This window comes from Nocardioides eburneiflavus, from assembly GCF_004785795.1.
Taxonomy (GTDB): domain Bacteria; phylum Actinomycetota; class Actinomycetes; order Propionibacteriales; family Nocardioidaceae; genus Nocardioides; species Nocardioides eburneiflavus.
Genome location: NZ_SRRO01000001.1, coordinates 4521476 through 4543303 on the forward strand (window position 1 = coordinate 4521476; position 21828 = coordinate 4543303).

The following is a 21828-nucleotide window of genomic DNA, read 5'->3' on the forward strand; positions in this document are numbered from 1 at the left end:
CAGCATCGACACCAGCAAGGTCGCGACGAGCAACCGCACCGACGCCGCCACGGCGTCCAAGCCCGGCCCCGCCGGCTCGCTGGCCTCGTGGTCCGACGACCGCCTCGGCCTCGCCACGGCCATGAAGAAGAACCTGCGCAAGGTCTTCCCCGACCACTGGTCGTTCATGCTCGGCGAGATCGCGCTGTGGAGCTTCGTCGTGCTGCTCCTCACGGGCGTGTTCCTCACCCTGTGGTTCAACCCGTCGATGGGCCACATCACCTACGAGGGCTCCTACGACCAGCTCCGGGGCGTCGGCATGTCGGAGTCGATGGCCTCGACCCTGCACATCTCGTTCGACGTGCGCGGCGGCCTGCTGATGCGCCAGATGCACCACTGGGCGGCGGCGATCTTCATCGCCTCGATGATGGTCCACCTGCTGCGCGTTGCCTTCACCGGCGCCTACCGCAAGCCCCGTGAGCTCAACTGGGTCATCGGCTGCCTGCTGCTCCTCCTCGGCACCCTGGAGGGCTTCACCGGCTACTCGCTCCCCGACGACCTGCTGTCGGGCACCGGTGTCCGCGCCGCCGACGGGTTCCTCAAGGCCACCCCGGTCGTCGGCACGTACATGTCGTTCCTGCTCTTCGGCGGCGAGTTCCCCGGCGAGTCGATCATCCCGCGCCTCTACATCATCCACGTCCTGCTGATCCCGGGCATCCTGCTCGCGCTCATCGCCGCCCACATGCTGCTGCTCGTCTACCACAAGCACACCCAGTGGCCCGGCCCCGGCCGCACCGAGCAGAACGTCGTCGGCTTCCCGATGCTGCCCGTGTACGCCGCGAAGGCCGGCGGCTTCTTCTTCATGGTCTTCGGCGTCATCGCCATCATGGGCGGCCTGCTGTCGATCAACCCGGTGTGGAAGTTCGGCCCCTACGACCCGACCAAGGTGACGGCCGGCTCGCAGCCCGACTGGTACATGGGCTGGCCCGACGGCCTGCTCCGCATCATCCCGACCGGCTGGGAGTCGGTGATCTTCGGCTACACGATCTCGTGGAACGTGCTGATCCCGATCCTCCTCGTCCCGCCGCTGATGCTGGTCATCCTGATGATGCTGCCCTTCCTCGAGGGCTGGATCACCGGTGACAAGCGCGACCACCACCTGCTCCAGCGCCCCCGCAACGCGCCGACGCGCACCGCGGTGATGGTGTCCCTGATGACCTTCTATGGCCTCGCCTGGGCCGCGGGCGGCAACGACATCATCGCCATCAAGCTCGACCTGAGCATCAACCAGATCACCTACTTCATGCGAGTGGCGATCTTCGTCGGGCCGCTCATCGCGTTCTGGATCACCCGCCGCTGGTGCATCTCGCTGCAGCGTCACGACAACGAGAAGCTGCTCCACGGCTACGAGACGGGCATCATCACCCGCTCGCCCGAGGGCGCGTACGCCGAGCGTCACCTGCCGATCAGCGAGACCGCCGCCTACACGCTCACCGCGCGTGACCGCGACGAGGTCTTCACCGTCGGCGGCGACACCGACGCCTCCGGCGTGGCCGCGCCCAACTCGCGCTCGGAGAAGCTGCGGGCCCGGCTGTCGTCGTGGATGTACAGCCACAACGTGCAGAAGCCCACGCGGGCCGAGCTCGAGGCGGCGCACCACCACGCCGAGCACGAGGCAGAGCTCCAGGCGGGTCTGGACCACCCGGTCGACGGTCACCAGTTCGACGACCACCGCCTGCGCGACACGACCGACGTGCCGCTGCGCGACCACTGAGTCACAGCTCCACGCACGACGGCCCGCCGGGATGATCCCGGCGGGCCCTCTGTGGTCTCGGGTCGGGGACTTCGGCACGCCGTGGGCGGTGCGTGAGCCACATTCCGCGCGCGTCGAACGTGGGTGGGGCACCGCTCCCCCGCGCGCCGCCGTACGACACGCCGTGGGCGGTGCGTGAGCCACATTCCGCGCGCGTCGAACGTGGGTGGGGCACCGCTCCCCCGCGCGCCGCCGTACGACACGCCGTGGGCGGTGCGTGAGCCACATTCCGCGCGCGTCGAAGGTGGGTGGGGCACCGCTCCCCGGAGCGCCGTACCACCGGCCCGTCAGGAGAGCGCGGAGCCCTGCTTCCACTCGGCGGGCGGGAGGTTCCAGTCGCCGTAGCCGTTCTCGAGGGTCATCTGCCGGGCGGAGCCGGTGACCTCGACGACGTCACCGCGGCTGGTGCGGTCGTAGAGCCACTGGGCGTCGGCCAGGCTCATGCCCACGCAGCCGTGCGAGACGTTGGCACTCCCCTGCGAGCCGGTCGACCAGGGGGCGGCGTGGAGGAACTCACCGGAGTAGGTGACCCGCAGCGCGTACTGCACGTTGGACAGGTCGTAGTACTCCGGGTCCGACTCGTCGACGCCGATCGTGGCGGCGTTCATCCGCTTGCGGCGGAACTTCTCGATGATGACCTTGGTGCCCGAGCGCGTCTCCCAGCCGGCCTTGCCGGCGCTGATCGGCATCGTGCGGGCGAGCTCGCCGTTGACGAAGGTGCGCATCGTGTGGGTGCTCACGTCGACGCGGCTGACGACCGAGTCACCGATCGTGAAGTCGATGCTGCGTGACTCCTGGCCGTAGATCCCGTTGCCCGCCGGCAGGCTGTTGATGTCGAGGTCGACCGAGACAGCCGTGCCGGACCTCCAGTAGCGCGCGGGTCGGTAGTGCGCCTCGCGGTCGCTGAGCCAGTACCAGGAGCCCTTCTGCGCAGGCTGGCTGGTCACCGACATGTGCTTCTCGAACAGGGCGCGGTCGGTCACCGGCAGGTCGAAGGTCACCACGACCGGCATCCCGACGCCGACGGTCTCGCCGTCGAGCGGGGCGATCGAGGGGAAGGTCTGCTCGTCGAGGGTCAGGTCGACGGTGTGGAACGACCGCGTGCGCTCGACGCTGCGGCCGTCGTCGCGGGTCGCGGTGGCGGTGATCGAGTAGTCGGTGCCCGGCTCGAGCCGGGTCGAGGAGGTCCACGTGCCGTCGGAGACCGTGCCCTCGACGTCTCCGACCGCGGACGTGACCCGTACGGCGTCCAGCGCCCCGCCGGAGGCGGTCACTGTGACGGGCGCGTCGATCGGCACGGCGGCGGAGTCGGCGAAGCTGGTCGTCAGGCGCACCGGCGCGGGCTTCGGGTCGTCGGTGGCGGCGGAGGCTCCCGGGCTGCCCGCGTCGCCGGCTCCGGCGTTGGACGGCGTGCTGCACGCGGCGAGGCCGCCCGACAGCACCAGCAGCGTCGCGGCAGCGGCCGTACGACGGCGTGCGGCGTGTGTGGACCCGAGCGCGCGTGAACGCATGCGACAAACCCCCCGTGCAGAGCCCGCCCGGACGGGCGGTGGAACAGAAGAACCCGTCCAGAGTACGTCCTGGACGGGTCCTTCCGAAAAGCGCGGGGTGCGTCAGTGGGCGTGCTCGCCGCGGTAGTACTCGAAGACGAACCCGCAGGTCACGACGGCACCGACGGTGAAGCCGATGATGACCAGCCACCAAGCGGTCATCGCCGTGCCGTAGACGATGACGCCGAGGGCGAGGGCGCACCACAGCGGCCACCACGAGTAGGGCGGGAAGAAGCCCAGCTCACCGGCGCCGTCGGAGATCTCGCCGTCCTTGCGGTCCTCGGGGCGCGAGTCCATGCGCGAGGCGTGGAAGCCGAGGTAGAGGGTGACCATGCCGAACAGCAGGGCCGTCATCACCAGCGCGGTGGTGCCGGTCCAGTCCTCGGCGAGGAACCAGTAGGCCGGGGTGACCACCGCGACGAACAGGGCGGTGATCCCGAAGATCCATGCCTCGGCCTTCATCGGTGGTCTCCCTCGGTGTCATCGGTGGGCGAGTCGGCCCGGTCGCGCAGCATCTCCTCGCGACCATCCACCTCCGGCGCGTCGGCGACATCACCGTTGCGCTCGGCGGGGTTCTCGTCCAGCTCGAGCAGCGCGATCTCCGGGTGGTGCAGGTCGAAGGCCGGCGACTCGGAGCGGATCCGCGGGAGCGTGTGGAAGTTGTGGCGCGGCGGCGGGCTGCTGGTGGCCCACTCCAGGGAGCGGCCCCAGCCCCACGGGTCGTCCACCTCGACCTTCGGGCCCTTGGCGGAGACGTACACGTTGTAGAGGAACGGCAGCGTCGACGCGCCGAGCAGGAAGGCACCCACGGTCGAGATCTGGTTGAGCGTGGTGAAGCCGTCCTCGGGCAGGTAGTCGGCGTAGCGACGCGGCATGCCCTCGACACCCAGCCAGTGCTGGACCAGGAACGTGGTGTGGAAGCCGATGAACAGGATCCAGAAGTGCAGCTTGCCGAGGCGCTCGTCGAGCATCTTGCCGGTCATCTTGGGCCACCAGAAGTAGAACCCGGCGAACATCGCGAACACCACGGTGCCGAAGACGACGTAGTGGAAGTGCGCCACGACGAAGTAGGAGTCGGACACGTGGAAGTCGAGCGGAGGGCTGGCCAGGATGACGCCGGTGAGACCACCGAAGAGGAAGGTCGTGAGGAAGCCGATCGACCACAGCATCGGGGTGTCGAAGGACAGCGACCCGCCCCACATCGTGCCGATCCAGTTGAAGAACTTCACGCCAGTCGGCACGGCGATGAGGAACGTCATGCCCGAGAAGAACGGCAGGTCGACGGCGCCGGTGACGAACATGTGGTGGGCCCACACGGCCACCGACAGCATCGCGATGCCGAGGGTCGCGGCGACCAGGCCGACGTAGCCGAAGATCGGCTTGCGGCTGAAGACCGGGAGGATCTCGGAGATGATGCCGAAGAACGGCAGGGCGATGATGTAGACCTCGGGGTGGCCGAAGAACCAGAACAGGTGCTGCCACAGGATAGGTCCGCCGTGCGACGGGTCGAAGACGTGGGCGCCGAGGATCCGGTCGGCCTCCAGGGAGAGCAGCGCGCCGGCGAGGATCGGGAAGACCAGGATCACGAGCATGCTGGTGATCAGCGTGTTCCACACGAAGATCGGCATCCGGAACATGGTCATGCCGGGCGCGCGCATGCAGATGATCGTGGTGATGAAGTTGACGCCACCGAGGATCGAGCCGAGACCGGCCATCCAGAGGCCCATGATCCAGAGGTCGCCGCCCACGCCCGGGCTGCGGACGGCGTCGGACAGCGGCGTGTAGGCGAACCAGCCGAAGTCGGCGGCGCCGCCCGGCGTGAGGAAGCCGGACGCGGCGATCAGGCCACCGAACAGGAACAGCCAGTAGCTGAACATGTTGAGGCGCGGGAACGCCACGTCGGGCGCACCGATCTGGAGCGGCATGATGACGTTGGCGAAGCCGAAGAACAGCGGCGTCGCGAACAGCAGCAGCATGATCGTGCCGTGCATCGTGAACAGCTGGTTGTAGAGCTGGTCGTTGACGATCTGCGAGCCGGGGTAGGCCAGCTCGGAGCGGATCAGCATGGCCATCAGGCCGGCGATCAGGAACCACGCGAACGAGGTGATCAGGTACATCTTGCCGATCAGCTTGTGATCGGTCGTGGTGAGGATGCGCACGGCCTGCTCACCCAGGGGCTTGCGCTCCGGCGGCGGTGCCGCGGCGTGCGGCGTGGCGGTGGTTGCGGCGCTCACTCGCTGTGTCCTTCCGACTCGTCATCGAGACCGGCCTGGTCCCGGACGTAGCTGCCACCGAGAATGGGCGTCTCGGCGGTGTTGCCGGCCTCGGCCAGGTCGGCGAGGTAGGCGTCGTACTCCGACTGGCTGACGACCTCGACGTTGAACAGCATCCGCGAGTGCGAGACACCGCAGAGCTCGTAGCACTTGCCGACGTACTCGCCCTCGACGGTCGGGGTGACCTGGAGCCTGTTGACCCGGCCCGGGATGACGTCCATCTTGACGAGGAACGACGGCACGCCGAAGTCGTGGATCACGTCGGGCGAGTGCAGGTTGAACTGGATGGTCTGGTCGACCGGGATCACGAGCGTCGGGATCTGGGCGCCGGTGCCGGAGGTGTAGACGTAGGAGCCGTACGCGAAGTCGGGCTCACCGTTCTCGTCCTCGCCGCCGGTGGCCGAGGGGTCCTGCTCGCCGACACCGTGGTTGAAGGTCCACGACCACTGCTGGCCGAGCACCTCGACGGTCATGTCGGGCTCGGGGTCGAGCTTGAGGACCTCGTCCTGGACGCGGACGGTGTGGAAGAAGAACACCACGCACATCAGCACCGGGGCGATCGTGTAGAAGACCTCGAGCGGCAGGTTGTAGCGCGTCTGCCGCGGGACCTCGTCGTGGCTGCGGCGGCGGAACCTCACCACGGCGTAGAAGATCAGGCCCCAGACGATGACGCCGGTCACCATCGCGGCGACCCAGGCCCACTTCCAGAGCTCATAGGTGTAGGGACCTTCGGCGCTGGCGCGGTCGGGCATCGCGAGGTTGCGGATCTGGTGCTGGTCGGCCTCGGAACATCCGGCCAGCACCAGCATCGTCACGCCCAGCAGCGCGGCCTTCAGGGTGCGCCTCGCAGGCACGCCTGAAAGCTTGGGGACTTGCAGACCCACTGACGAGCCTCTCTCTCGGTCCTTTTCGACGTACAGAGAGTATCCCCAACGGGCGACGCCGGGCAGGGCAGGGTCGGGTGTCGGGCGATCCGTGCAGGTCAGGCTCCGTGCTCGCGCCTGCAGCGCGCGGTGCGTGGCATAAGTTGCCCATGTGACTGCTGCTCCGACCGGGCCCGGCGACCTCGACAGCGCGTCCTCGGCGCCGCTGCACCCGGCTGCCCGCGACGTGCTGCTCGCCGCCCTCGACCGGGGGTACGCCGACCCGCGGCGGCTGCACCGCGCGGGCCGCGAGGCACGGCTCCTGCTCGACAACGCGCGCGAGGCCACGGCGGACGCGCTCGGCGTACGCCCCGACGAGGTCACGTTCACGCCCAGCGGCACCCACGCGGTCCACCTGGGGCTGCTGGGCCTGCTGCGGGGCTCGCGCCGGGGCGATGGGGTCGTGCACTCCGCGGTGGAGCACTCCGCCGTCCGGCACGCCGTGGCGTGGGGCGGACGGGCCGTCGATGTGGGCGTGATGGGCGACGGCCGGGTGTACGACGGCGACCTCGTCGAGAACGCCTGCTCCCCCGGCGTCGGTGTCGTGGCGCTGCAGACCGCCAACCACGAGGTCGGCACCGTCCAGGACGTCGGAGACTTCGAGCTGCCCGACGACGTCCCGCTCTTCACCGACGCCTGCGCGTCGATGGGTCGCCTCCCGCTTCCGGGAGGCTGGGCCGCGGCGGCCGGCTCGGCCCACAAGTGGGGCGGCCCGGCCGGGGTCGGCGTCCTGCTGGTCCGCAAGCGCGCCCGGTGGCGCAACCCGTTCCCCGGCGACGACCGCGCCGACGAGCGGTCCACCGGCTTCGAGAACGTCCCCGCGGCCCTCGCCGCGGCCGCTGCGCTGCAGGTGGTCGTCGCCGAGCGCGACGAGGTCAACGCCCGCCAGCACGAGCTCGTCGACGTCGTGCGCCGCCGGGTGGCCGCCGAGGTGCCCGACGTCGAGGTCGTCGGCGACCCCGTGCGACGGCTCCCCCACCTCGTGACGTTCTCGTGCCTCTACGTCGACGGCGAGGCGCTGGTCAGCGAGCTCGACCGCCGCGGGTTCGGGATCGCCAGCGGGTCGGCGTGCACCGCGTCGACGCTGACCCCCAGCCACGTGCTGGAGGCGATGGGGGTGCTGACCCACGGCAACGTACGCCTGTCGCTCCAGCGCGAGACGACGCGCGCCGACGTCGACGCGTTCTGCGACGCGTTGCCGGGCGTGGTCGCCGAGATCCGCTCGCGGGTGGGGCTGTGAGCGCCTCTCACGACGGCCACGAGGTCGCCCTCGAGCTCGACTGCACCACCCTGCCCTGTCCGATGCCGGTCATCGAGCTCGCGCGCCACCTCACCGACGTCGAGGTCGGCGAGCTCATCGCCGTGGTGGCGATGGACGCCGCCGCCGAGGTCGACGTGCCGGCCTGGTGCCGGATGAAGGGCCAGGAATACGTCGGCGCGGACGTGACCGAGGACGGCCGCCCGCGCTACGTCGTACGAAGGGTCACGGCCTGATCGTCGTGAGGTGCGGCTCGAAGTCGGCGACAGCGTCGTCGCCGTAGGTCGCGGCGCAGCGCGCGAGGAAGGCGCTGCGGGAGATCTCGTACTCCTGGGTGCCGACCTGCTCCACGACGTAGACGGCGAGCAGACAGCCGAGCTGCGCGGCACGCTCGTGGGACAGCCCCCAGGTGAGCGCGGCCATGAAGCCGGCACGGAAGGCGTCGCCGACGCCGGTCGGCTCGACCTTCTCGATCTCGGGCACGGCCGGCACGAGGACGGACTCCTCGCCCTCGCGGTCGATCCGTACGCCGGCGGGACCGAGGGTCACCACCCACGTGCCGACGCGGGAGAGGACCTCCTCGCGGCTCCAACCGGTCTTCTGGGTGATCAGGCTCGCCTCGTACTCGTTGGAGAAGAGGATGTCCGCACCGTCGATGAGCGGCCGGATCAGCTCGCCGTCGCCGAAGGCGAGCTGCTGCGAGGGGTCGGCCAGGAAGCGGTAGCCGCGCTGGCGGCACTCCTCGGTGTGGCGCAGCATGCCCTGCGGGTCGTCGGGACCGATGATCACGTAGTCGGGCTCGCCCACCCGGTCGACGATCGGCTTGAGCTCGATCTCGCGCGCCTCGCTCATCGCCCCGGCGTAGAAGCTCGCGATCTGCGCCATCGAGGAGTCGGTGGTGCACACGAAGCGAGCGGTGTGGCGGGTCTCGGAGACGTGCACCGAGCCGCAGTCGACGTTGTGCCGCTCGAGCCAGGCGCGGTACTCGGCGAAGTCCTCGCCGACCGCCCCGACGAGCACCGGGCGCAGGCCCAGGTTGCCGAGGCCGAAGCAGATGTTGGCCGCACACCCACCGCGGCGCACGTCCAGGTCCTCGACGAGGAAGGACACCGACAGCTTGTCGAGCTGGTCGACGACCAGGCTGTCGTTGAACCTGCCCGGGAAGGACATCAGGTGGTCGGTCGCGATGGATCCTGCAACGAGGAGGGACACGCCGCGAAACACTACCTCCCGGTACAGCTCGGGATACGCATCAGTAGCGAATACGGTCGGGCTCATGACGACTTCGCGACGCCCCGCGCCACTCTTCAGCGACGAGCTCGGCACGCCCGCCGAGATGGCCGCCGACGGCCGTGCGGCCAGCCGCAACCTCGGTCTGCAGGGTCGCCTCGAGCGAGCCGCCCAGGCGGCCGTGAACCCGGCCCCGAGCCTCCGCTTCGACGACTACCCCGACGAGGTCGGCAAGCGCGAGATCCGGGTCTCCGACGCTGCTGCCCGCATCGCCAACGCGCTGCACCTGCACCTGGACTGAGCGAGGACGCGCCAGCGGACTCGATCGTTGGTGGTTGAGCAGCGACCGCGGCTGAGGAACGAAGCCGCGACGGAGCGTGTCGAAACCCGGAGAGCCGCGAAGCAGCCTCAGCCAGCACGTACGTACGACGAAGGGCCCCAGCCAACCGGCTGGGGCCCTTCGTCGTACGTCATGGAATTCGACGCGGCCGTCGCGACCTCGTTCCTCGGTCGCGGGCCTTGCTCAATCTGGCCGCTCGTCGAGGCTTCGCAAGCTCAGCCTCGAGCGTCACATCAGTGGAACGAGTCGCCGCACGCGCACGAACCCGTGGCGTTGGGGTTGTCGATCGTGAAGCCCTGCTTCTCGATGGTGTCGACGAAGTCGATCTCGGCACCGTTGAGGTAGGGGACGCTCATCCGGTCGACGACGACGGTCACGCCGTCGAAGTCGGTGGTGACGTCGCCGTCGAGCGTGCGCTCGTCGAAGAAGAGCTGGTAGCGCAGGCCCGAGCAGCCGCCAGGCTGCACGGAGATGCGCAGTGCCAGGTCGTCGCGACCCTCCTGCTCGAGGAGGCTCTTCACCTTGCCGGCGGCGACAGCGGAGAGGTTGATCTGGTCGGTGCGGCGCTCGGTGGTCTCGACCTGCTCGGTCATCTCATCACTCCAGAAGTCTCGGGGTACTGCTTGCCTCAATGGTCGCACACCGGCCGATATTCCCCGTGCTCGTGCCCGCGGCCGGAGACACGCGGACAGAAGTCGGTCGAGCGCGAGGTGCTGAGCCTCTCGGCTGCCGGGGTTTGTCCGCGCGCCTCCGCCGACCTCAGCGCGACCAGGTCCGGGCGACGCGGGCCGCGAGGTCGGCGAGGGCGTCCGCAGGGGCGCCGAGGGCCCGCTCCTCCCCCACCAGCTCGACGAGGGAGTACGCCGACTCGATGCCGAGGGCGCGCATCTCGCGCGAGCCGACCAGCACCTGGCCGGCGAGGGCGACGCACGGCCGCAGGGCCTCCGAGGCGATGCCGGCGACGCCGTAGGGGACCTTGCCGGCGCGGCTGGAGAAGTCGAAGGCGCCCTCTCCCGTGACGACCAGGTCGGCGGCGCTCGCCCGCGAGGCCAGGGACACGGCCTCGGCGACCAGGGCGATGCCGGGCTCGCGCGTCGCGCCGAGGGCGAGGAGGGCGTACCCGATCCCGCCGGCAGCGCCTGCGCCCTTCTCGAGCGACGTACGCCGGTCGGTGGCCGCCGCGAAGGACTCCAGCCAGCCGTCCACCTCCGCGATGCGGTCCTCGGCGAGGCCCTTCTGCGGACCGAAGGTCTTGGTCGCGCCGAACAGCCCGGTCAGCGGGTTGTCGACGTCGCTGGCGGCGACCAGCGTGACGCCCGCGAGGCGCGCGCGGGCCGCGGCGAGGTCGACGGAGGTCACCGCTGCGAGCGCCGCCGGACCGCGGTCGAGGGCGACGTCGGCGGTGGCACCGAGCGCCGCCAGCACGCCAGCGCCTCCGTCGTTGGTGCCCGAACCGCCGAGGCCGACCACGACGGTCGTCGCACCGCCCTCCACGGCCGCCAGCACGAGCTCGCCCACCCCTGTGCTCGTCGCGGTCTCGACCTCGCTGGACCCCGGGCCGGACTGCGCTCCGGAGACCAGGTGCAGGCCGGCCGCCTGCGCGCTCTCGACGTACGCCGTGTCGCCCACGCGGAGCACCACGGCCGGCACCGGCACTCCGTGCGGGCCGCTGACGGTGACGGCGGACAGGTCGCCGCCGAGCGCCGCGTGCAGCACGTCGACGAACCCGGGGCCGCCGTCGGCCATCGGGGCCAGGTCGAGCTCGTCGTCCGGCGCCTGGCGTCGCCAGCCCGTGGCGATCGCCTCCGCGGCCTGGACCGCCGTGAGGGTGCCGGCGAACTTGTCCGGGGCGATCAGCACGCGCATGGCGCCCATGATCCAGCACGGCCGGTCCAGCACTGCCCCGGGTGGGTGCGTCGGGCATGCTTGGCCCCATGAGCCTGGACACCGCATGATCGAACCCGTCGTCGCCGAGATCACGGTCCCGGTGACCGTCACCGAGGCCTTCGTCGGCTTCACCGCCCAGATGGGCGAGTGGTGGGACCCGATGCTGAGCCCCGACCCTGCGACGTTCACCGGGATCGCGATCGACCCCGACGGGTCGGTCGCGTCGGTGCACGGCGACGAGGAGCACGTCTGGGGGCGCGTGATGAAGTGGGACCCGATCGGCCACTACACGCAGGAGTTCTGGCTGGGTCACCCCGAGGACGAGGCGACCGTCCTCGACGTCCGCTTCACCGAGGCACCCGAGGGCACGCTCGTGCGACTGGTGCACAGCGGCTGGGTCCCCGGCACCGAGGAGCTCCGCGAGAAGTACACCCACTGGGGCGAGCTGCTCCAGCGCTACGCCTCCCACGTGTCGTGACCGCGCCGGTCGTCCGGCCGATGCGCGGCGAGGACCTCGAGGCGTTCGCCGAGGTCACCGCGACCAGCTACTACGAGGTCGACGCGCGGACCTACCAGCGGGCCTGGCCCGACCCCGTACGCCGTCCCCCGGGCCGCAACGCGCACTGGATGCGGCGGACCGGCCGGGCGCTCGTCACCGATCCCGGCGGCTGCTGGGTCGCCGAGGTCGACGGCGAGGTCGTGGGCGGGGCCGTGTCGCGCGTGCGCGAGCTGATGTGGATCCTCGCCTCCTTCGCGGTGCGGCCCGACCACCAGGGCCAGGGCATCGGCACCCAGCTGATGGCGGCGGCGATGCACCACGGCCGGGGTTGCCTGCGCGGGATGTTCGCGGCGAGCGCCGACCCCGGCGCGGTACGCCGCTACCGGCTCGCGGGGTTCGACCTGCACCCGCAGATGCTGCTCACCGGGGTGGTCGACCGCAGCGCCATACCCGTCGTCGAGCGCGTCCGCGAGGGCACGGCCGCGGACGTGGACCTGATGAACTCGGTCGACCGGCGCACCCGCGGCGCCGCCCACCTCGACGACCACCACCTGCTGCTCGAGCAGTTCCGGCTCGTCGTCACCGACCACACCACGGGGTCCGGCTACGCCTACGTCGACGACCAGGGCGTCCCCGTGCTGGTCGCCGCCACCAACCGGCGTACGGCGTCGGGGTTGATGTGGGAGGCACTGGCCTCCTCCGCGCCCGGGGCCCAGGTCGAGGTCCGCCACATCACCGCGGTCAACGCGTGGGCGCTCGACGTCGGTCTCGCCGCGCGCCTCGCGATCTACTCCAACGGCTACCTGTGCGTGCGCGGGATGAAGCCGCCGGCGCCGTACGTCCACCACGGCTCGCTGCTGTAGCGCTCAGGTCGCGGACCCGGGCTCCAGGCGTGCCCCGGCCGCGATCCCGCCCGAGACCCGCGAGTCGCGCCCGACCAGCACCAGGTCGTCGTCGTGGGCGAGCCTGCGCGTCGGCTCGGCGCCGACCCGTGCGCCGGCGAGCACCTCGCAGCGCTCGTCCAGCACGGTCGTACGGACCACCGCGCCCGCGCGGATGACACAGTCCTCCATGACGACGCTGTCGTGGACCTCGGCGCCCTTCTCGACCACGACGCCGGGCCCCAGGACGCTCCCCGAGACGACCCCGGCGACGTCGGCGCCCGGGGACAGCATCGAGTCGCGGCACTCCCCCGACGCCCGTACGCGCGCCGCGGGACGGTCCGGCCAGTGCGAGATGACGGGCCGGTCGGGGGCGTCGAACACGTCGACCTTCCCGGCCAGCAGGTCGCGGTGGGACTGGAGGTAGAGGCCCGGCTGGCCGACGTCGCGCCAGTAGCCGGTGAGCGGCACCGCGACCGCACGGCCGGTCTCGGCGAGCCGCGGGAGCAGGTGCTCCCCGAAGTCGCCGATGCCACTGTCGCCGTCGTCCTCGGCGTCGGCGTCGCCCGAGAGCTCGCGCCGCAGGTCGCGCAGCGTCGCGAGGAGCACCTCGGTGTCGTAGAGGAAGATCTCGGTCGCGACCGTGCCCGACGAGGGGCGCGACGGCTTGTTCTCGACGCCGGTGATCGTGCCGTCCCGCCCCGCGAGCACCACGACGTTGTCGGTGGCGTCCTTCTTGGTGACCTCGCTCGTCAGGACGGTGGCCACCCGGCCCGCGGCGACGTGCTCCTCCACCACCGGGGCGAGGTCCATGTTGAACACGTGGTCGGCGCTGCACACCACGAGCGTGCGGGCACCGAACGCCTCGATGTCGGCCGACATCCGCAGCAGCAGGTCGCCGTTGCCGTGCGCGAAGCCGCTCTCGGTGGCCGGACCGGTGCCGGTCTGCGGCACGATCCGGCGGAAGCCGCCACGGTTGCGGTCCAGGCTCCACGGTCGCCCGCCGGACAGGTAGTCGTCGATCGACGTCACCTGGTACTCCAGGGAGACCCAGACGTCGGCGAGGTCGGCGTGGACGAGTCCGGACAGCGCGAAGTCGATCAGTCGGTGCACCCCACCGTACGGCAGCGCCGGCTTGGCCCGCTCCCTCGTCAGGACGTCCATCCGGGACCCCTGCCCCCCGGCCTGCACCAGGGCCAACACCTCACCACGACGCGTCATGGGCCGAAGCATGGCACCCGGGACCGACTGTCCGGCCCCCCTCCTAGGATGGGGACATGAGCCTCGTCGACCTGCCGCTCCTCCCCCTCGGCAAGGGCCGCGACCTCGACGCCGAGCGCGGCGTCGAGTGCCCCGGCGACCTGCCTGCGGCCTCCGACCCCGACCTCGTCGCACGGGCCCGCGCAGCCAAGGAGGCGCTGGGCGATCGGGTCTTCGTGCTCGGTCACCACTACCAGCGCGACGAGGTCATCCAGTTCGCCGACGTCACCGGCGACTCCTTCAAGCTCGCCCGCGACGCCGCGGCGCGCCCCGACGCGGAGTTCATCGTCTTCTGCGGCGTGCACTTCATGGCCGAGTCGGCCGACATCCTCACCGCGCCCAGCCAGCAGGTCGTGCTCCCCGACCTCGCCGCCGGGTGCTCGATGGCCGACATGGCCCGGCTGCGTCAGGTCGAGGACGCCTGGGACGCGATGGCCGACGCCGGCATCCAGGACAGCGTCGTCCCCGTCACCTACATGAACTCCAGCGCCGACATCAAGGCGTTCTGCGGTCGCAACGGGGGCGTGGTCTGCACCTCCTCCAACGCCGACGTCGCCCTCGAGTGGGCCTTCGCCCAAAAGCCCGACGCCCAGGGTGACGGGCAGGGCGGCGCCAAGGTGCTCTTCCTCCCCGACCAGCACCTCGGCCGCAACACCGCCGTCCTCCAGATGGGCATCGCGCTCGACGAGTGCGTCGTGTGGGACCCGCTGCAGCCCGGCGGCGGCCTCACCGCCGAGGAGCTCCGCGACGCGCGGATGATCCTCTGGAAGGGCCACTGCTCCGTGCACGGCCGCTTCTCCGAGGACGTCGTCGACGAGCTGCGCGCGCAGCACCCCGGCATCAACATCCTCGTCCACCCCGAGTGCAAGCACGAGGTCGTGCTCAAGGCGGACCTGGTCGGGTCGACGGAGTTCATCATCAAGACCATCGAGGCCGCCGAGCCCGGCACGGTCTGGGCGATCGGCACCGAGCTCAACCTCGTCAAGCGGCTGGCCGACGCCCACCCCGACAAGACGATCGTCTTCCTCGACCGCAACGTCTGCTACTGCTCGACGATGAACCGCATCGACCTGCCCCACCTCGTGTGGGCGCTCGAGAACCTCGTCGCGGGCACGGTCGTCAACCAGATCGTCGTCGACCCCGAGACCGAGGCCGACGCGCTCGTCGCGCTCCAGCGGATGCTCGACCTGCCGGGCAAGTCGCACCGCGACTGATGCGGGCCGCGGGGGCCGAGCGGGACCGGGTGGCGGCTCCATGAGCGCCGCGCCCCGGATCAGCGACGCCGAGCGACGCAGGCGCATCGCCGTGCGCCACGGCCTCGCGCCGGCGTACCGCCTCGACAGCGTCGTCGCCGTCACCGAGGCGATGACCGCGCTGCACGCCACCGAGGCCGCCACCGTCCACCTCGCCGTCGCGGCACGCTCGGAGGGGCTCACGCCCGCCCACGTCGACCACGAGCTCTACGAGGCGCGTGGGGTGGTCAAGCAGCTCGCCATGCGCCGCACGCTCTTCGTCGTTCCCCGCGAGCTCCTGCCCGCGGCGTGGGGCAGCGCGTCGGCCCGGGTCGCGACGTCGGAGCGCAAGCGCATCGCCAGGGCCATCGCCGGCGCCGGCATCGCCGACGACGGAGGCGCCTGGCTCGACATGGCCCGCGCGGCCGTGCTGGAGCGCCTCGGTGCCGGGCCGGCCACCACCTCCGAGCTCCGGGCAGAGCTGCCGGAGCTGACCGGCATGGTCGGCGGCGACACCGACAAGCCCTACGACCGGCCCGTGCCGGTCGCGCCGTGGGTGCTCACCCACCTCGGCCTCGAGGGCGCGATCGTGCGGGGCCGCAACGCCGGCCACTGGCGACTCAACAAGCCCATCTGGACGCGGACCGTCGACTGGCTGGGGCCGGTGCCGGACCCGCTCGATGAGGCCGCCGGCTACGCCGAGCTCGTCCGCCGCTGGCTGGCGACCTTCGGGCCGGGCACGGCCGCGGACCTCCAGTGGTGGCTCGGCTCCACGAAGACCGCCGTCACCCGAGCGCTGCGCGACGTCGGCGCGGTCGAGGTCGGCCTCGATGACGGCTCGACCGGCTGGGTCAACCCCGACGACGTCGACGACACCGGCCCGGTCGAGCCATGGGCCGCACTCCTGCCGACCCTGGACCCGACCGTGATGGGGTGGAGGTCGCGGGCCTTCTACCTCGACCCGGCCCACGTGTCCCACCTCTTCGACACCAACGGCAACGCCGGCACCACCGGGTGGTGGGACGGACGCGTGGTCGGCTGCTGGGTGCAGGACGACGACGGGACCGTACGCCTGTCGCTGCTCGAGGACGTCGGGGCGGACGGCGTGGCCGCCCTCGAGCAGGAGGCGCGACGGCTCACCGCGTGGCTCGACGGCGTCGTCGTCGGCCACGTGTACGCCTCGCGCCAGATGAAGCAGGCCAAGCTGCCGTAGCCGTTCGGGGCCAGTGGTTCAGGCCCGGGCGAACGGCAGCTCGAACCAGAACACGGACCCGCCGCCGGGGCGCCCGTCGACCCCCATCGACCCGCCGTGCGCCTCGACGATCCGGCGGCAGGTGGCCAGCCCGATGCCGGTGCCGTCGACGGTCTTGTCGAGCCGCGCGAGGGGGGCGAAGACGCGCTCGCGCTTGTCGTCGGGCACGCCGCGGCCACGGTCGCGGACCTCGATCCGGCTGTGGCCGTCGAGGAGCACCGCCTCGACCTCGATCTCGGGCGGTGCGTCGTCGACGGTGAACTTCGCCGCGTTGTCGAGCAGGTTCATCAGCACCGACCGCAGCTGGGCCGCGTCGCCGCGGGCGGGCGGGAGCGGGCCGGTGCGTACGCTCCCGCGCGGCACGCGGTCGTCGAGGTCGTCGAGGGCCGCGGCCAGCTCGGCGTCGAGGTCGACGACCTCGTCACCCGGCGCAGCTCCCTGGGTGGCGAACTCGAGCAGGTTGCTGATCAGGCCGCCCATCCGGTCGACGCCCCGGCGGGCCCGTGCCAGGGTGTCGGTCTGGTAGGGGTCGGTGAGCTCGAGCTCGAGCGCCTCGAGGGACAGCGAGATCGCCGTCAACGGATTCTTCAGGTCGTGGCTGACCTGCCCGGCGAAGTGGGCCAGCCGGTCGTTGGAGGTGCTGAGGCGGGCGTTGACCTCGCTCAGGCGCCGGGACGCGAGCTCGAGCTCGAGGACGTCGACGACACGGTCGGCCAGGTGCTCGAGGCCCTTGGCCGTCTCCGTCGTGACCCGGTGCACCTCGTTGTCGAAGACGCACAGCGTCCCGATGACGACCCCTGAGGGCGTGCGAAGCGGCTGCGAGCCGTAGTAGCGCACGTCGGCGAGGTCGCCGGTCGTCCAGGGGTTCCCCGCGAACCGCACGTCGCGACCGGCGTCCTCGACCATGATCGGGGCGCCCGACTCGACGACGAGGCGGCACATCGCGTCGTCCGCCGGCGTGCTCCGCCCCTCGAAGCCGGAGGTGGCCACCTGGTGCTGGAGCTCGCTGCTGAAGAGGTTGACCGCCGCGAATGGCACGCCTGCCACCTGGGCGGCGAGCTCGACCAGTGCGACGAGCTCCCGGCGGGGCGGCCCCCCCAGCACGTCGTACGTCGCCAGCACGCGCTCACGACGCGCGTCGTCCACCGGCCCGCTCACAGCCCCGGCGCCTTCCAGACCGCCAACCACCGCTTCAGGTCGGGCTCCATCGGCAGCTCCTCCTCCAGCAGGTCGCGCACGGACAGCTCGAGCAGGGTGTCACGGGCCTGGTCCCCGGTGGGCGCGAACGGGTAGAACGTGCCCTGCTTGTAGAGGTAGGTCAGGCCGAAGCGCTGGCCGGCGGCGTTGACGAACGGCACCAGCGAGCACAGCAGCCCCGAGCCGAACCCGTTGAGCTCGAGCGTGGTGTTGACCGCGTGCAGGTCGGTGCACAGCCCCGCCAGGTCGGTCCTGTCCCCGCTGACGACGAGCCAGGTGAAGCCGAAGTCGTCCTCGGTGACCTCCACGTCAGGGGCCTCGGCGTCGTCGCGGATCAACGCGAGCACGTCGGCCTGGGTCTGGGTGAAGGCGGCACCGGCCGCCGAGCGGTAGCAGACGGACCCGGTGCCGGTCGGCTCGAAGCCGAGCGCCGTCTGGAGCGTGATGGCCGCGCTCGGCACGTGGAAGAGCGCGTCGAGGTCGTTGCGCCGCGGCTGCACCCGCCCCCGCATCGCCTCCCACAGCCCCATCGGTCCCCCTCAGCCCGCCGGCCGGCCCAGCTCGGTCTGGATCCGGGCGAGCTGCTCGAGCCGCTGCTGGAGCGGCGGGTGGGTCGCCACCAGGCCGCTGAGGCCGCCGCCGACGGCCGGGACGATGCACAGTGCGCTGGCAGCGCTGGCGGCGCGCAGGTCGCGCCGCGGTGTCGCGGCCGCCTCGCCGCTGATCTTCTGCAGCGCGCTGGCCAGCGCTCCGGGCTTCAGCGTCAGGTAGGCGCCAGCGCGGTCGGCGCTGAGCTCGCGGTAGCGCGACAGGAGCCGCAGCAGCAGGTAGCTGACGACGTACACGACGAGGCTCACCACGACGGCCACCAGGACGGCCGGCAGGCTGCTGCTGTTGCGGGAGCGGCCCATCCCGCCGAACTGGGCGAACCGCATCAGCAACCCGGCCGCGATGCCCGCGGAGGAGGCCACCGTCATCACGAGCACGTCGCGGTGCGCGACGTGGCTGAGCTCGTGGGCCAGGACGGCCTCGAGCTCCTCGGCGTCGAGCGTCCGGAGGATGCCGGTGGTCACGCACACGACCGCGCGGTCGGGCGATCGTCCGGTCGCGAAGGCGTTGGGCACGGCGAGGTCGGAGATTCCGACCCGGGGCTTCGGCATGTCGGCCAGCGCGCAGAGCCGGTCGATCATGCCGTGCAGCTCGGGGGCCTCCTCCGGGGTGACCGCACGGGCGCGCATCGCGCGCATCGCGACCGAGTCGGAGGTCCACCACTGCCAGAACGCCATCCCGACCGCGATGACCGCGACGAGGACCGCGCCGCCCGTGCTGCGCACGAACACCATGACGGTGACCACCAGCCCGACGAAGAGCGCCCCGAGGAGGAACATCGTCAGCGTCATCCGGGCCGTGAGGCCGGAGTCCTTGATGAAGCGGGAGGTGGCCACCGGGTGGGGCCTCTCAGCCAGGGATGAGGCCGTCGTCGCCCAGGAGCTCGCGGACCTCGTCGATCGTCGCGTCCGGCGGCGGCAGGATCAGGTCGGACTCGTCGAGGGAGTCGAGGTCGTGGTGGGTGCCGCTGGAGCGCACGGCGGCGAGCAGGCCCTCGAGCGCGGTGCGGAACATCGCCTCGTCGCCGGACTCGATGGCGTGCTCGATCTGGTTGTCGAGCCCGTTGAGGGCGTCGAGCGCGTGGTCGTCGAGGTCGTACTGACCCTCGCCGAGGATCCGGACGATCATGCTCGTCCGCCCTCGTTGCTCTCGCCCTCCGAGCGCACGGCCTCCGGCTCGGCGGCGAGGATGTCACCGCCGGCGTCGGAGGACTCGATGGCCTGCGGCGTGCTGGAGGCCTTCAGCCGGGCGAGCTCGGCCTCGACGTCGGAGCCGGAGCTCAGCGCGTCGAGCTCGCGGGAGATGTCGTCGCCGGCGTTGAGCTGCGAGGCGTCATCGAGGGCCCCGGAGGCGATGAGCTCGTCGATGGCCTGGCCGCGCGCCTGCATCTGGGCGGTCTTGTCCTCGGCGCGCTGGATGGCGAGACCGACGTCGCCCATCTCCTCGCCGATGCCCGACATCGCCTCGCCGATGCGCGTCTGCGCCTCGGCGGCGGTGTAGGTCGCCTTGATCGTCTCCTTGCGGGTGCGGAACGCCTCGACCTTGGCCTGCAGCCGCTGCTGGGCCAGGACGAGCTTCTCCTCCTCGCCCTGGAGCGTGGCCTGCTGCTCCTTGAGGCTGGTGATCTGGGAGGCGAGCCCGGACTTGCGGGTGAGCGCCTCGCGGGCGAGGTCCTCGCGGCCCGCGCCGATCGCCTTCTCGGCCTGACCCTGCAGCTTGGCGGCCTGCTGCTCGAGCTGGTTGACCTGGAGCTCGACCCGCTTGCGGCTGGTGGCGACGTCGGCGACGCCGCGACGCACCTTGGAGAGCAGCTCGAGCTGGCGCTGGTAGCTGTAGTCGAGGGTCTCGCGGGGGTCCTCCGCCCTGTCCAGGGCCTTGTTGGCCTTGGAGCGGAAGATCAGGCTGATGCGCTTCATGAGACTCATCGGGGTGGAGACCCTCTCTTGGTCATGCGGGGGTGGTGGCGGTGACGTCCGGAGACGTACGGACTGGTGTCCTCACCCTAGGACCAAACCCAAGCCGGAGGTAGGGCATCGGCGCGACACCGGTCCCGGCGGGTCGCGAGGATAAGCTGGCCCCCACATCCCGTCGGGCGCCCGATCGGCCCTCCGATCCGCGTCCGGTCCCCATCGAAGCCCACGTGAAGGCAGCACCCGTGTTCCGTCGTTCCACCCCCGAGCCCGAGCTCCCGCCAACCCACGACAAGGTGGGCGGCAAGGGCCGCCCCACGCCGTCGCGCAAGGAGGCGGAGGCCGCTGCCCGGGCCCGCGCCAAGGTGCCGCGGACCCGCAAGGAGCAGGCGGCCGCCCAGCGCGCCGCCCGCGGCGACGCCTCCCGCAAGATGCGCGCCGCGATGAAGACCGGCGACGAGCGCTACCTGCCCAGCCGCGACCGCGGCCCCGTACGTCGCTTCATCCGCGACTTCGTGGACTCGCGCTTCTCGTTCATCGAGCTCATGGTCCCGCTGCTGGTCGTGTCGATGGTCCTCGGGTACTCCGGCAACCCGAGCATGATGAGCCTCAGCAACACGATCCTGTTCACGACGCTGCTCGTGATCGTGTTCGACATCGTGATGCTCCGCTTCCGGCTGCGTCGCGAGATCTCCCGTCGCTTCCCGGGCGAGCCGATGAAGGGCGTGACGCTCTACGCCGCGATGCGCTCGCTCCAGATGAAGTTCCTGCGCCTGCCCAAGGCCCAGGTCAAGATCGGCGAGAAGCTCCCCGAGACCTATCGATGAGCCCCCTGCGATGACACACAGCCACTCCGGCGGTCCGACCGCCGACGTCTCCGTGCGCGTGGCCTGGGCCGACGACGCCGACGCGATCGCCGCGGTCCAGGTGCGGGCGTGGCCCGAGCTGTACGCCGGGCTGCTCCCCGCGGAGGCCTTCCCGACCGACGTCGAGGAGGTCGCGGCCCGGTGGCGCGACTCGCTCGCCCGACCTGCCGACGCCCGCAACCGGGTGCTGGTCGCCCTCGAGCGCAACCGTGTCGTCGGCTTCGCCCTGACCCTCCCGGCGGCCGACCCCGATTGCGACCCCGTGGCCGACGGCGAGCTGGCCGAGGTCACCCTCGACCCGGCCGAACGCGCCAAGGGCCACGGCTCCCGGCTGCTCCAGGCGGCCGTCGACACCCTGGCCGCCGACCGGTTCAGCCGGGCGGTGACCTGGGTGAACTCCGCCGACGACGCACTGCGCACGTTCCTCACCGAAGCAGGCTGGGCCCCCGACACGGCCCACCGTGAGCTCGACCTCGACGGCACCGGCGAGACGACGGTCAAGCAGGTCCGGCTCCACACCGCGATCGTCTGAGGCGCCAGGAACTCACCCCCGCAGCTGCTTGATTTTCCTGTGACGCGCGTCACTATGGACAGGCCGGCTACTTCGCCGGCCGACCACGGGGGTCCCACACGATGCTCGGTCCGCTTCCCGCTCTCCACAGGTTCGCACTCGTCGTCGCCGCGCTCGTCGTCTGCGTCGGCCTCGGACTCTGGTTCGGGGCCATCCCCGAGGTCCCGGTCAACCTCCGCCTCGGCCTGCTCGCGGGCGGCGCCGCCGGAGCCGCCGCAGCCTTCGTGCTGGTCCACGACTTCCACCACCGCGAGGCCCGCCCCGCCCGCGCCCGTCGGCGCGCCCACTAGATCACCTA

At 71.4% G+C, this 21828-nt stretch carries 24 protein-coding genes; 11 read left to right on the plus strand and 13 right to left on the minus strand.

Annotated features, from left to right (window positions below; all coding sequences use genetic code 11):
• The first annotated feature begins 4 nt into the window (after nt 1–4).
• The gene (gene qcrB, locus EXE59_RS21245; protein WP_425464546.1) at nt 5–1753 is read left to right on the plus strand and encodes a cytochrome bc1 complex cytochrome b subunit; all 1749 of its coding nucleotides are present in this window, start codon (nt 5–7) and stop codon (nt 1751–1753) included.
• A gap of 326 nt (nt 1754–2079) precedes the next feature.
• On the opposite strand, the gene EXE59_RS21250 is transcribed toward qcrB, so the two are convergent.
• The 4 genes from EXE59_RS21250 to ctaC all read right to left on the minus strand — a co-directional run bounded on the left by EXE59_RS21250 (nt 2080) and on the right by ctaC (nt 6469).
• A complete protein-coding gene (locus EXE59_RS21250; RefSeq protein WP_135840681.1) occupies nt 2080–3303 on the minus strand; it encodes a L,D-transpeptidase in 1224 nt (407 codons plus the stop codon).
• A 102-nt stretch (nt 3304–3405) separates the two neighbouring features.
• Nucleotides 3406–3804 (minus strand): cytochrome c oxidase subunit 4, encoded by a 399-nt coding sequence (locus EXE59_RS21255; RefSeq protein WP_135840682.1) that lies wholly within the window; start codon nt 3802–3804, stop codon nt 3406–3408.
• Complete coding sequence (gene ctaD, locus EXE59_RS21260; RefSeq protein WP_425464547.1) at nt 3801–5516, minus strand: aa3-type cytochrome oxidase subunit I; 1716 nt, start codon at nt 5514–5516, stop codon at nt 3801–3803. Before ctaD ends, EXE59_RS21255 begins: the two co-directional genes overlap by 4 nt.
• A gap of 56 nt (nt 5517–5572) precedes the next feature.
• Nucleotides 5573–6469: an aa3-type cytochrome oxidase subunit II gene (gene ctaC, locus EXE59_RS21265; protein WP_246056975.1), complete on the minus strand. Its 897-nt coding sequence runs from the start codon at nt 6467–6469 to the stop codon at nt 5573–5575.
• A 181-nt stretch (nt 6470–6650) separates the two neighbouring features.
• Between ctaC and EXE59_RS21270 the strand changes: the two genes are divergently transcribed.
• Together EXE59_RS21270 and EXE59_RS21275 are read left to right on the plus strand one after the other, a co-directional pair.
• Nucleotides 6651–7778 carry a cysteine desulfurase family protein gene (locus tag EXE59_RS21270; protein ID WP_135840684.1) on the plus strand — a complete coding sequence of 376 codons (1128 nt, stop codon included), beginning with the start codon at nt 6651–6653 and terminating at the stop codon, nt 7776–7778.
• Nucleotides 7775–8032, plus strand: a complete 258-nt coding sequence (locus EXE59_RS21275) for a sulfurtransferase TusA family protein (RefSeq protein ID WP_135840685.1) — start codon at nt 7775–7777, stop codon at nt 8030–8032. The genes EXE59_RS21270 and EXE59_RS21275 overlap by 4 nt, the downstream gene beginning before the upstream one ends.
• Here EXE59_RS21275 and EXE59_RS21280 read toward each other — a convergent pair.
• Nucleotides 8022–9008, minus strand: a complete 987-nt coding sequence (locus EXE59_RS21280; RefSeq protein WP_135840686.1) for a carbohydrate kinase family protein — start codon at nt 9006–9008, stop codon at nt 8022–8024. The two genes, EXE59_RS21275 and EXE59_RS21280, sit on opposite strands and share 11 nt — an antisense overlap.
• A gap of 64 nt (nt 9009–9072) precedes the next feature.
• On the opposite strand from EXE59_RS21280, the gene EXE59_RS21285 reads away from it, so the two are divergent.
• Nucleotides 9073–9327, plus strand: coding sequence for a hypothetical protein (locus EXE59_RS21285; protein ID WP_135840687.1), 255 nt, complete (start codon nt 9073–9075; stop codon nt 9325–9327).
• Between the two features lie 272 nt (nt 9328–9599).
• Here EXE59_RS21285 and erpA read toward each other — a convergent pair whose 3' ends face one another.
• Together erpA and EXE59_RS21295 are read right to left on the minus strand one after the other, a co-directional pair.
• Nucleotides 9600–9959, minus strand: coding sequence for an iron-sulfur cluster insertion protein ErpA (erpA, locus tag EXE59_RS21290; RefSeq protein ID WP_090971856.1), 360 nt, complete (start codon nt 9957–9959; stop codon nt 9600–9602).
• A gap of 166 nt (nt 9960–10125) precedes the next feature.
• Nucleotides 10126–11232, minus strand: a complete 1107-nt coding sequence (locus EXE59_RS21295) for a glycerate kinase family protein (protein WP_135840688.1) — start codon at nt 11230–11232, stop codon at nt 10126–10128.
• A gap of 85 nt (nt 11233–11317) precedes the next feature.
• Between EXE59_RS21295 and EXE59_RS21300 the strand changes: the two genes are divergently transcribed.
• Both EXE59_RS21300 and EXE59_RS21305 read left to right on the plus strand, forming a co-directional pair.
• Nucleotides 11318–11731 (plus strand): SRPBCC domain-containing protein, encoded by a 414-nt coding sequence (locus EXE59_RS21300; RefSeq protein ID WP_135840689.1) that lies wholly within the window; start codon nt 11318–11320, stop codon nt 11729–11731.
• The gene (locus EXE59_RS21305) at nt 11728–12615 is read left to right on the plus strand and encodes a GNAT family N-acetyltransferase (protein ID WP_210429090.1); all 888 of its coding nucleotides are present in this window, start codon (nt 11728–11730) and stop codon (nt 12613–12615) included. The genes EXE59_RS21300 and EXE59_RS21305 overlap by 4 nt, the downstream gene beginning before the upstream one ends.
• A gap of 3 nt (nt 12616–12618) precedes the next feature.
• Here EXE59_RS21305 and EXE59_RS21310 read toward each other — a convergent pair whose 3' ends face one another.
• Nucleotides 12619–13854 carry a glucose-1-phosphate adenylyltransferase family protein gene (locus tag EXE59_RS21310; RefSeq protein WP_168218630.1) on the minus strand — a complete coding sequence of 412 codons (1236 nt, stop codon included), beginning with the start codon at nt 13852–13854 and terminating at the stop codon, nt 12619–12621.
• Between the two features lie 56 nt (nt 13855–13910).
• Between EXE59_RS21310 and nadA the strand changes: the two genes are divergently transcribed.
• Together nadA and EXE59_RS21320 are read left to right on the plus strand one after the other, a co-directional pair.
• Entirely contained in the window at nt 13911–15107 is a 1197-nt protein-coding gene (gene nadA, locus EXE59_RS21315; RefSeq protein WP_135840691.1) for a quinolinate synthase NadA, read from the plus strand.
• Nucleotides 15108–15147: 40 nt separating this feature from the next.
• On the plus strand, nt 15148–16338 hold the full coding sequence (locus EXE59_RS21320; RefSeq protein ID WP_135840692.1) for a winged helix DNA-binding domain-containing protein: 1191 nt from the start codon (nt 15148–15150) through the stop codon (nt 16336–16338).
• 18 nt (nt 16339–16356) lie between these two features.
• Here the strand turns inward: EXE59_RS21320 and EXE59_RS21325 are convergent, their stop codons facing one another.
• The 5 genes from EXE59_RS21325 to EXE59_RS21345 are packed head-to-tail and all read right to left on the minus strand — an operon-like array spanning nt 16357 to nt 20108.
• Nucleotides 16357–17535 carry a sensor histidine kinase gene (locus EXE59_RS21325; RefSeq protein ID WP_135840693.1) on the minus strand — a complete coding sequence of 393 codons (1179 nt, stop codon included), beginning with the start codon at nt 17533–17535 and terminating at the stop codon, nt 16357–16359.
• Nucleotides 17532–18104 carry a PspA-associated protein PspAB gene (gene pspAB / locus EXE59_RS21330; protein ID WP_135840694.1) on the minus strand — a complete coding sequence of 191 codons (573 nt, stop codon included), beginning with the start codon at nt 18102–18104 and terminating at the stop codon, nt 17532–17534. Before pspAB ends, EXE59_RS21325 begins: the two co-directional genes overlap by 4 nt.
• 9 nt (nt 18105–18113) lie before the next feature.
• Nucleotides 18114–19019 carry a zinc metalloprotease HtpX gene (gene htpX / locus EXE59_RS21335; RefSeq protein WP_135840695.1) on the minus strand — a complete coding sequence of 302 codons (906 nt, stop codon included), beginning with the start codon at nt 19017–19019 and terminating at the stop codon, nt 18114–18116.
• A 13-nt stretch (nt 19020–19032) separates the two neighbouring features.
• Nucleotides 19033–19311, minus strand: coding sequence for a PspA-associated protein PspAA (pspAA, locus tag EXE59_RS21340; protein ID WP_135840696.1), 279 nt, complete (start codon nt 19309–19311; stop codon nt 19033–19035).
• Entirely contained in the window at nt 19308–20108 is an 801-nt protein-coding gene (locus EXE59_RS21345) for a PspA/IM30 family protein (RefSeq protein ID WP_210429091.1), read from the minus strand. The genes pspAA and EXE59_RS21345 overlap by 4 nt, the downstream gene beginning before the upstream one ends.
• A gap of 230 nt (nt 20109–20338) precedes the next feature.
• Between EXE59_RS21345 and EXE59_RS21350 the strand changes: the two genes are divergently transcribed.
• The 3 genes from EXE59_RS21350 to EXE59_RS21360 all read left to right on the plus strand — a co-directional run bounded on the left by EXE59_RS21350 (nt 20339) and on the right by EXE59_RS21360 (nt 21820).
• Complete coding sequence (locus EXE59_RS21350) at nt 20339–20920, plus strand: DUF3043 domain-containing protein (protein WP_135840697.1); 582 nt, start codon at nt 20339–20341, stop codon at nt 20918–20920.
• Nucleotides 20921–20930: 10 nt separating this feature from the next.
• Entirely contained in the window at nt 20931–21491 is a 561-nt protein-coding gene (locus EXE59_RS21355) for a GNAT family N-acetyltransferase (protein WP_135840698.1), read from the plus strand.
• Between the two features lie 101 nt (nt 21492–21592).
• Entirely contained in the window at nt 21593–21820 is a 228-nt protein-coding gene (locus tag EXE59_RS21360) for a hypothetical protein (protein WP_135840699.1), read from the plus strand.
• Nucleotides 21821–21828: the final 8 nt, after the last annotated feature.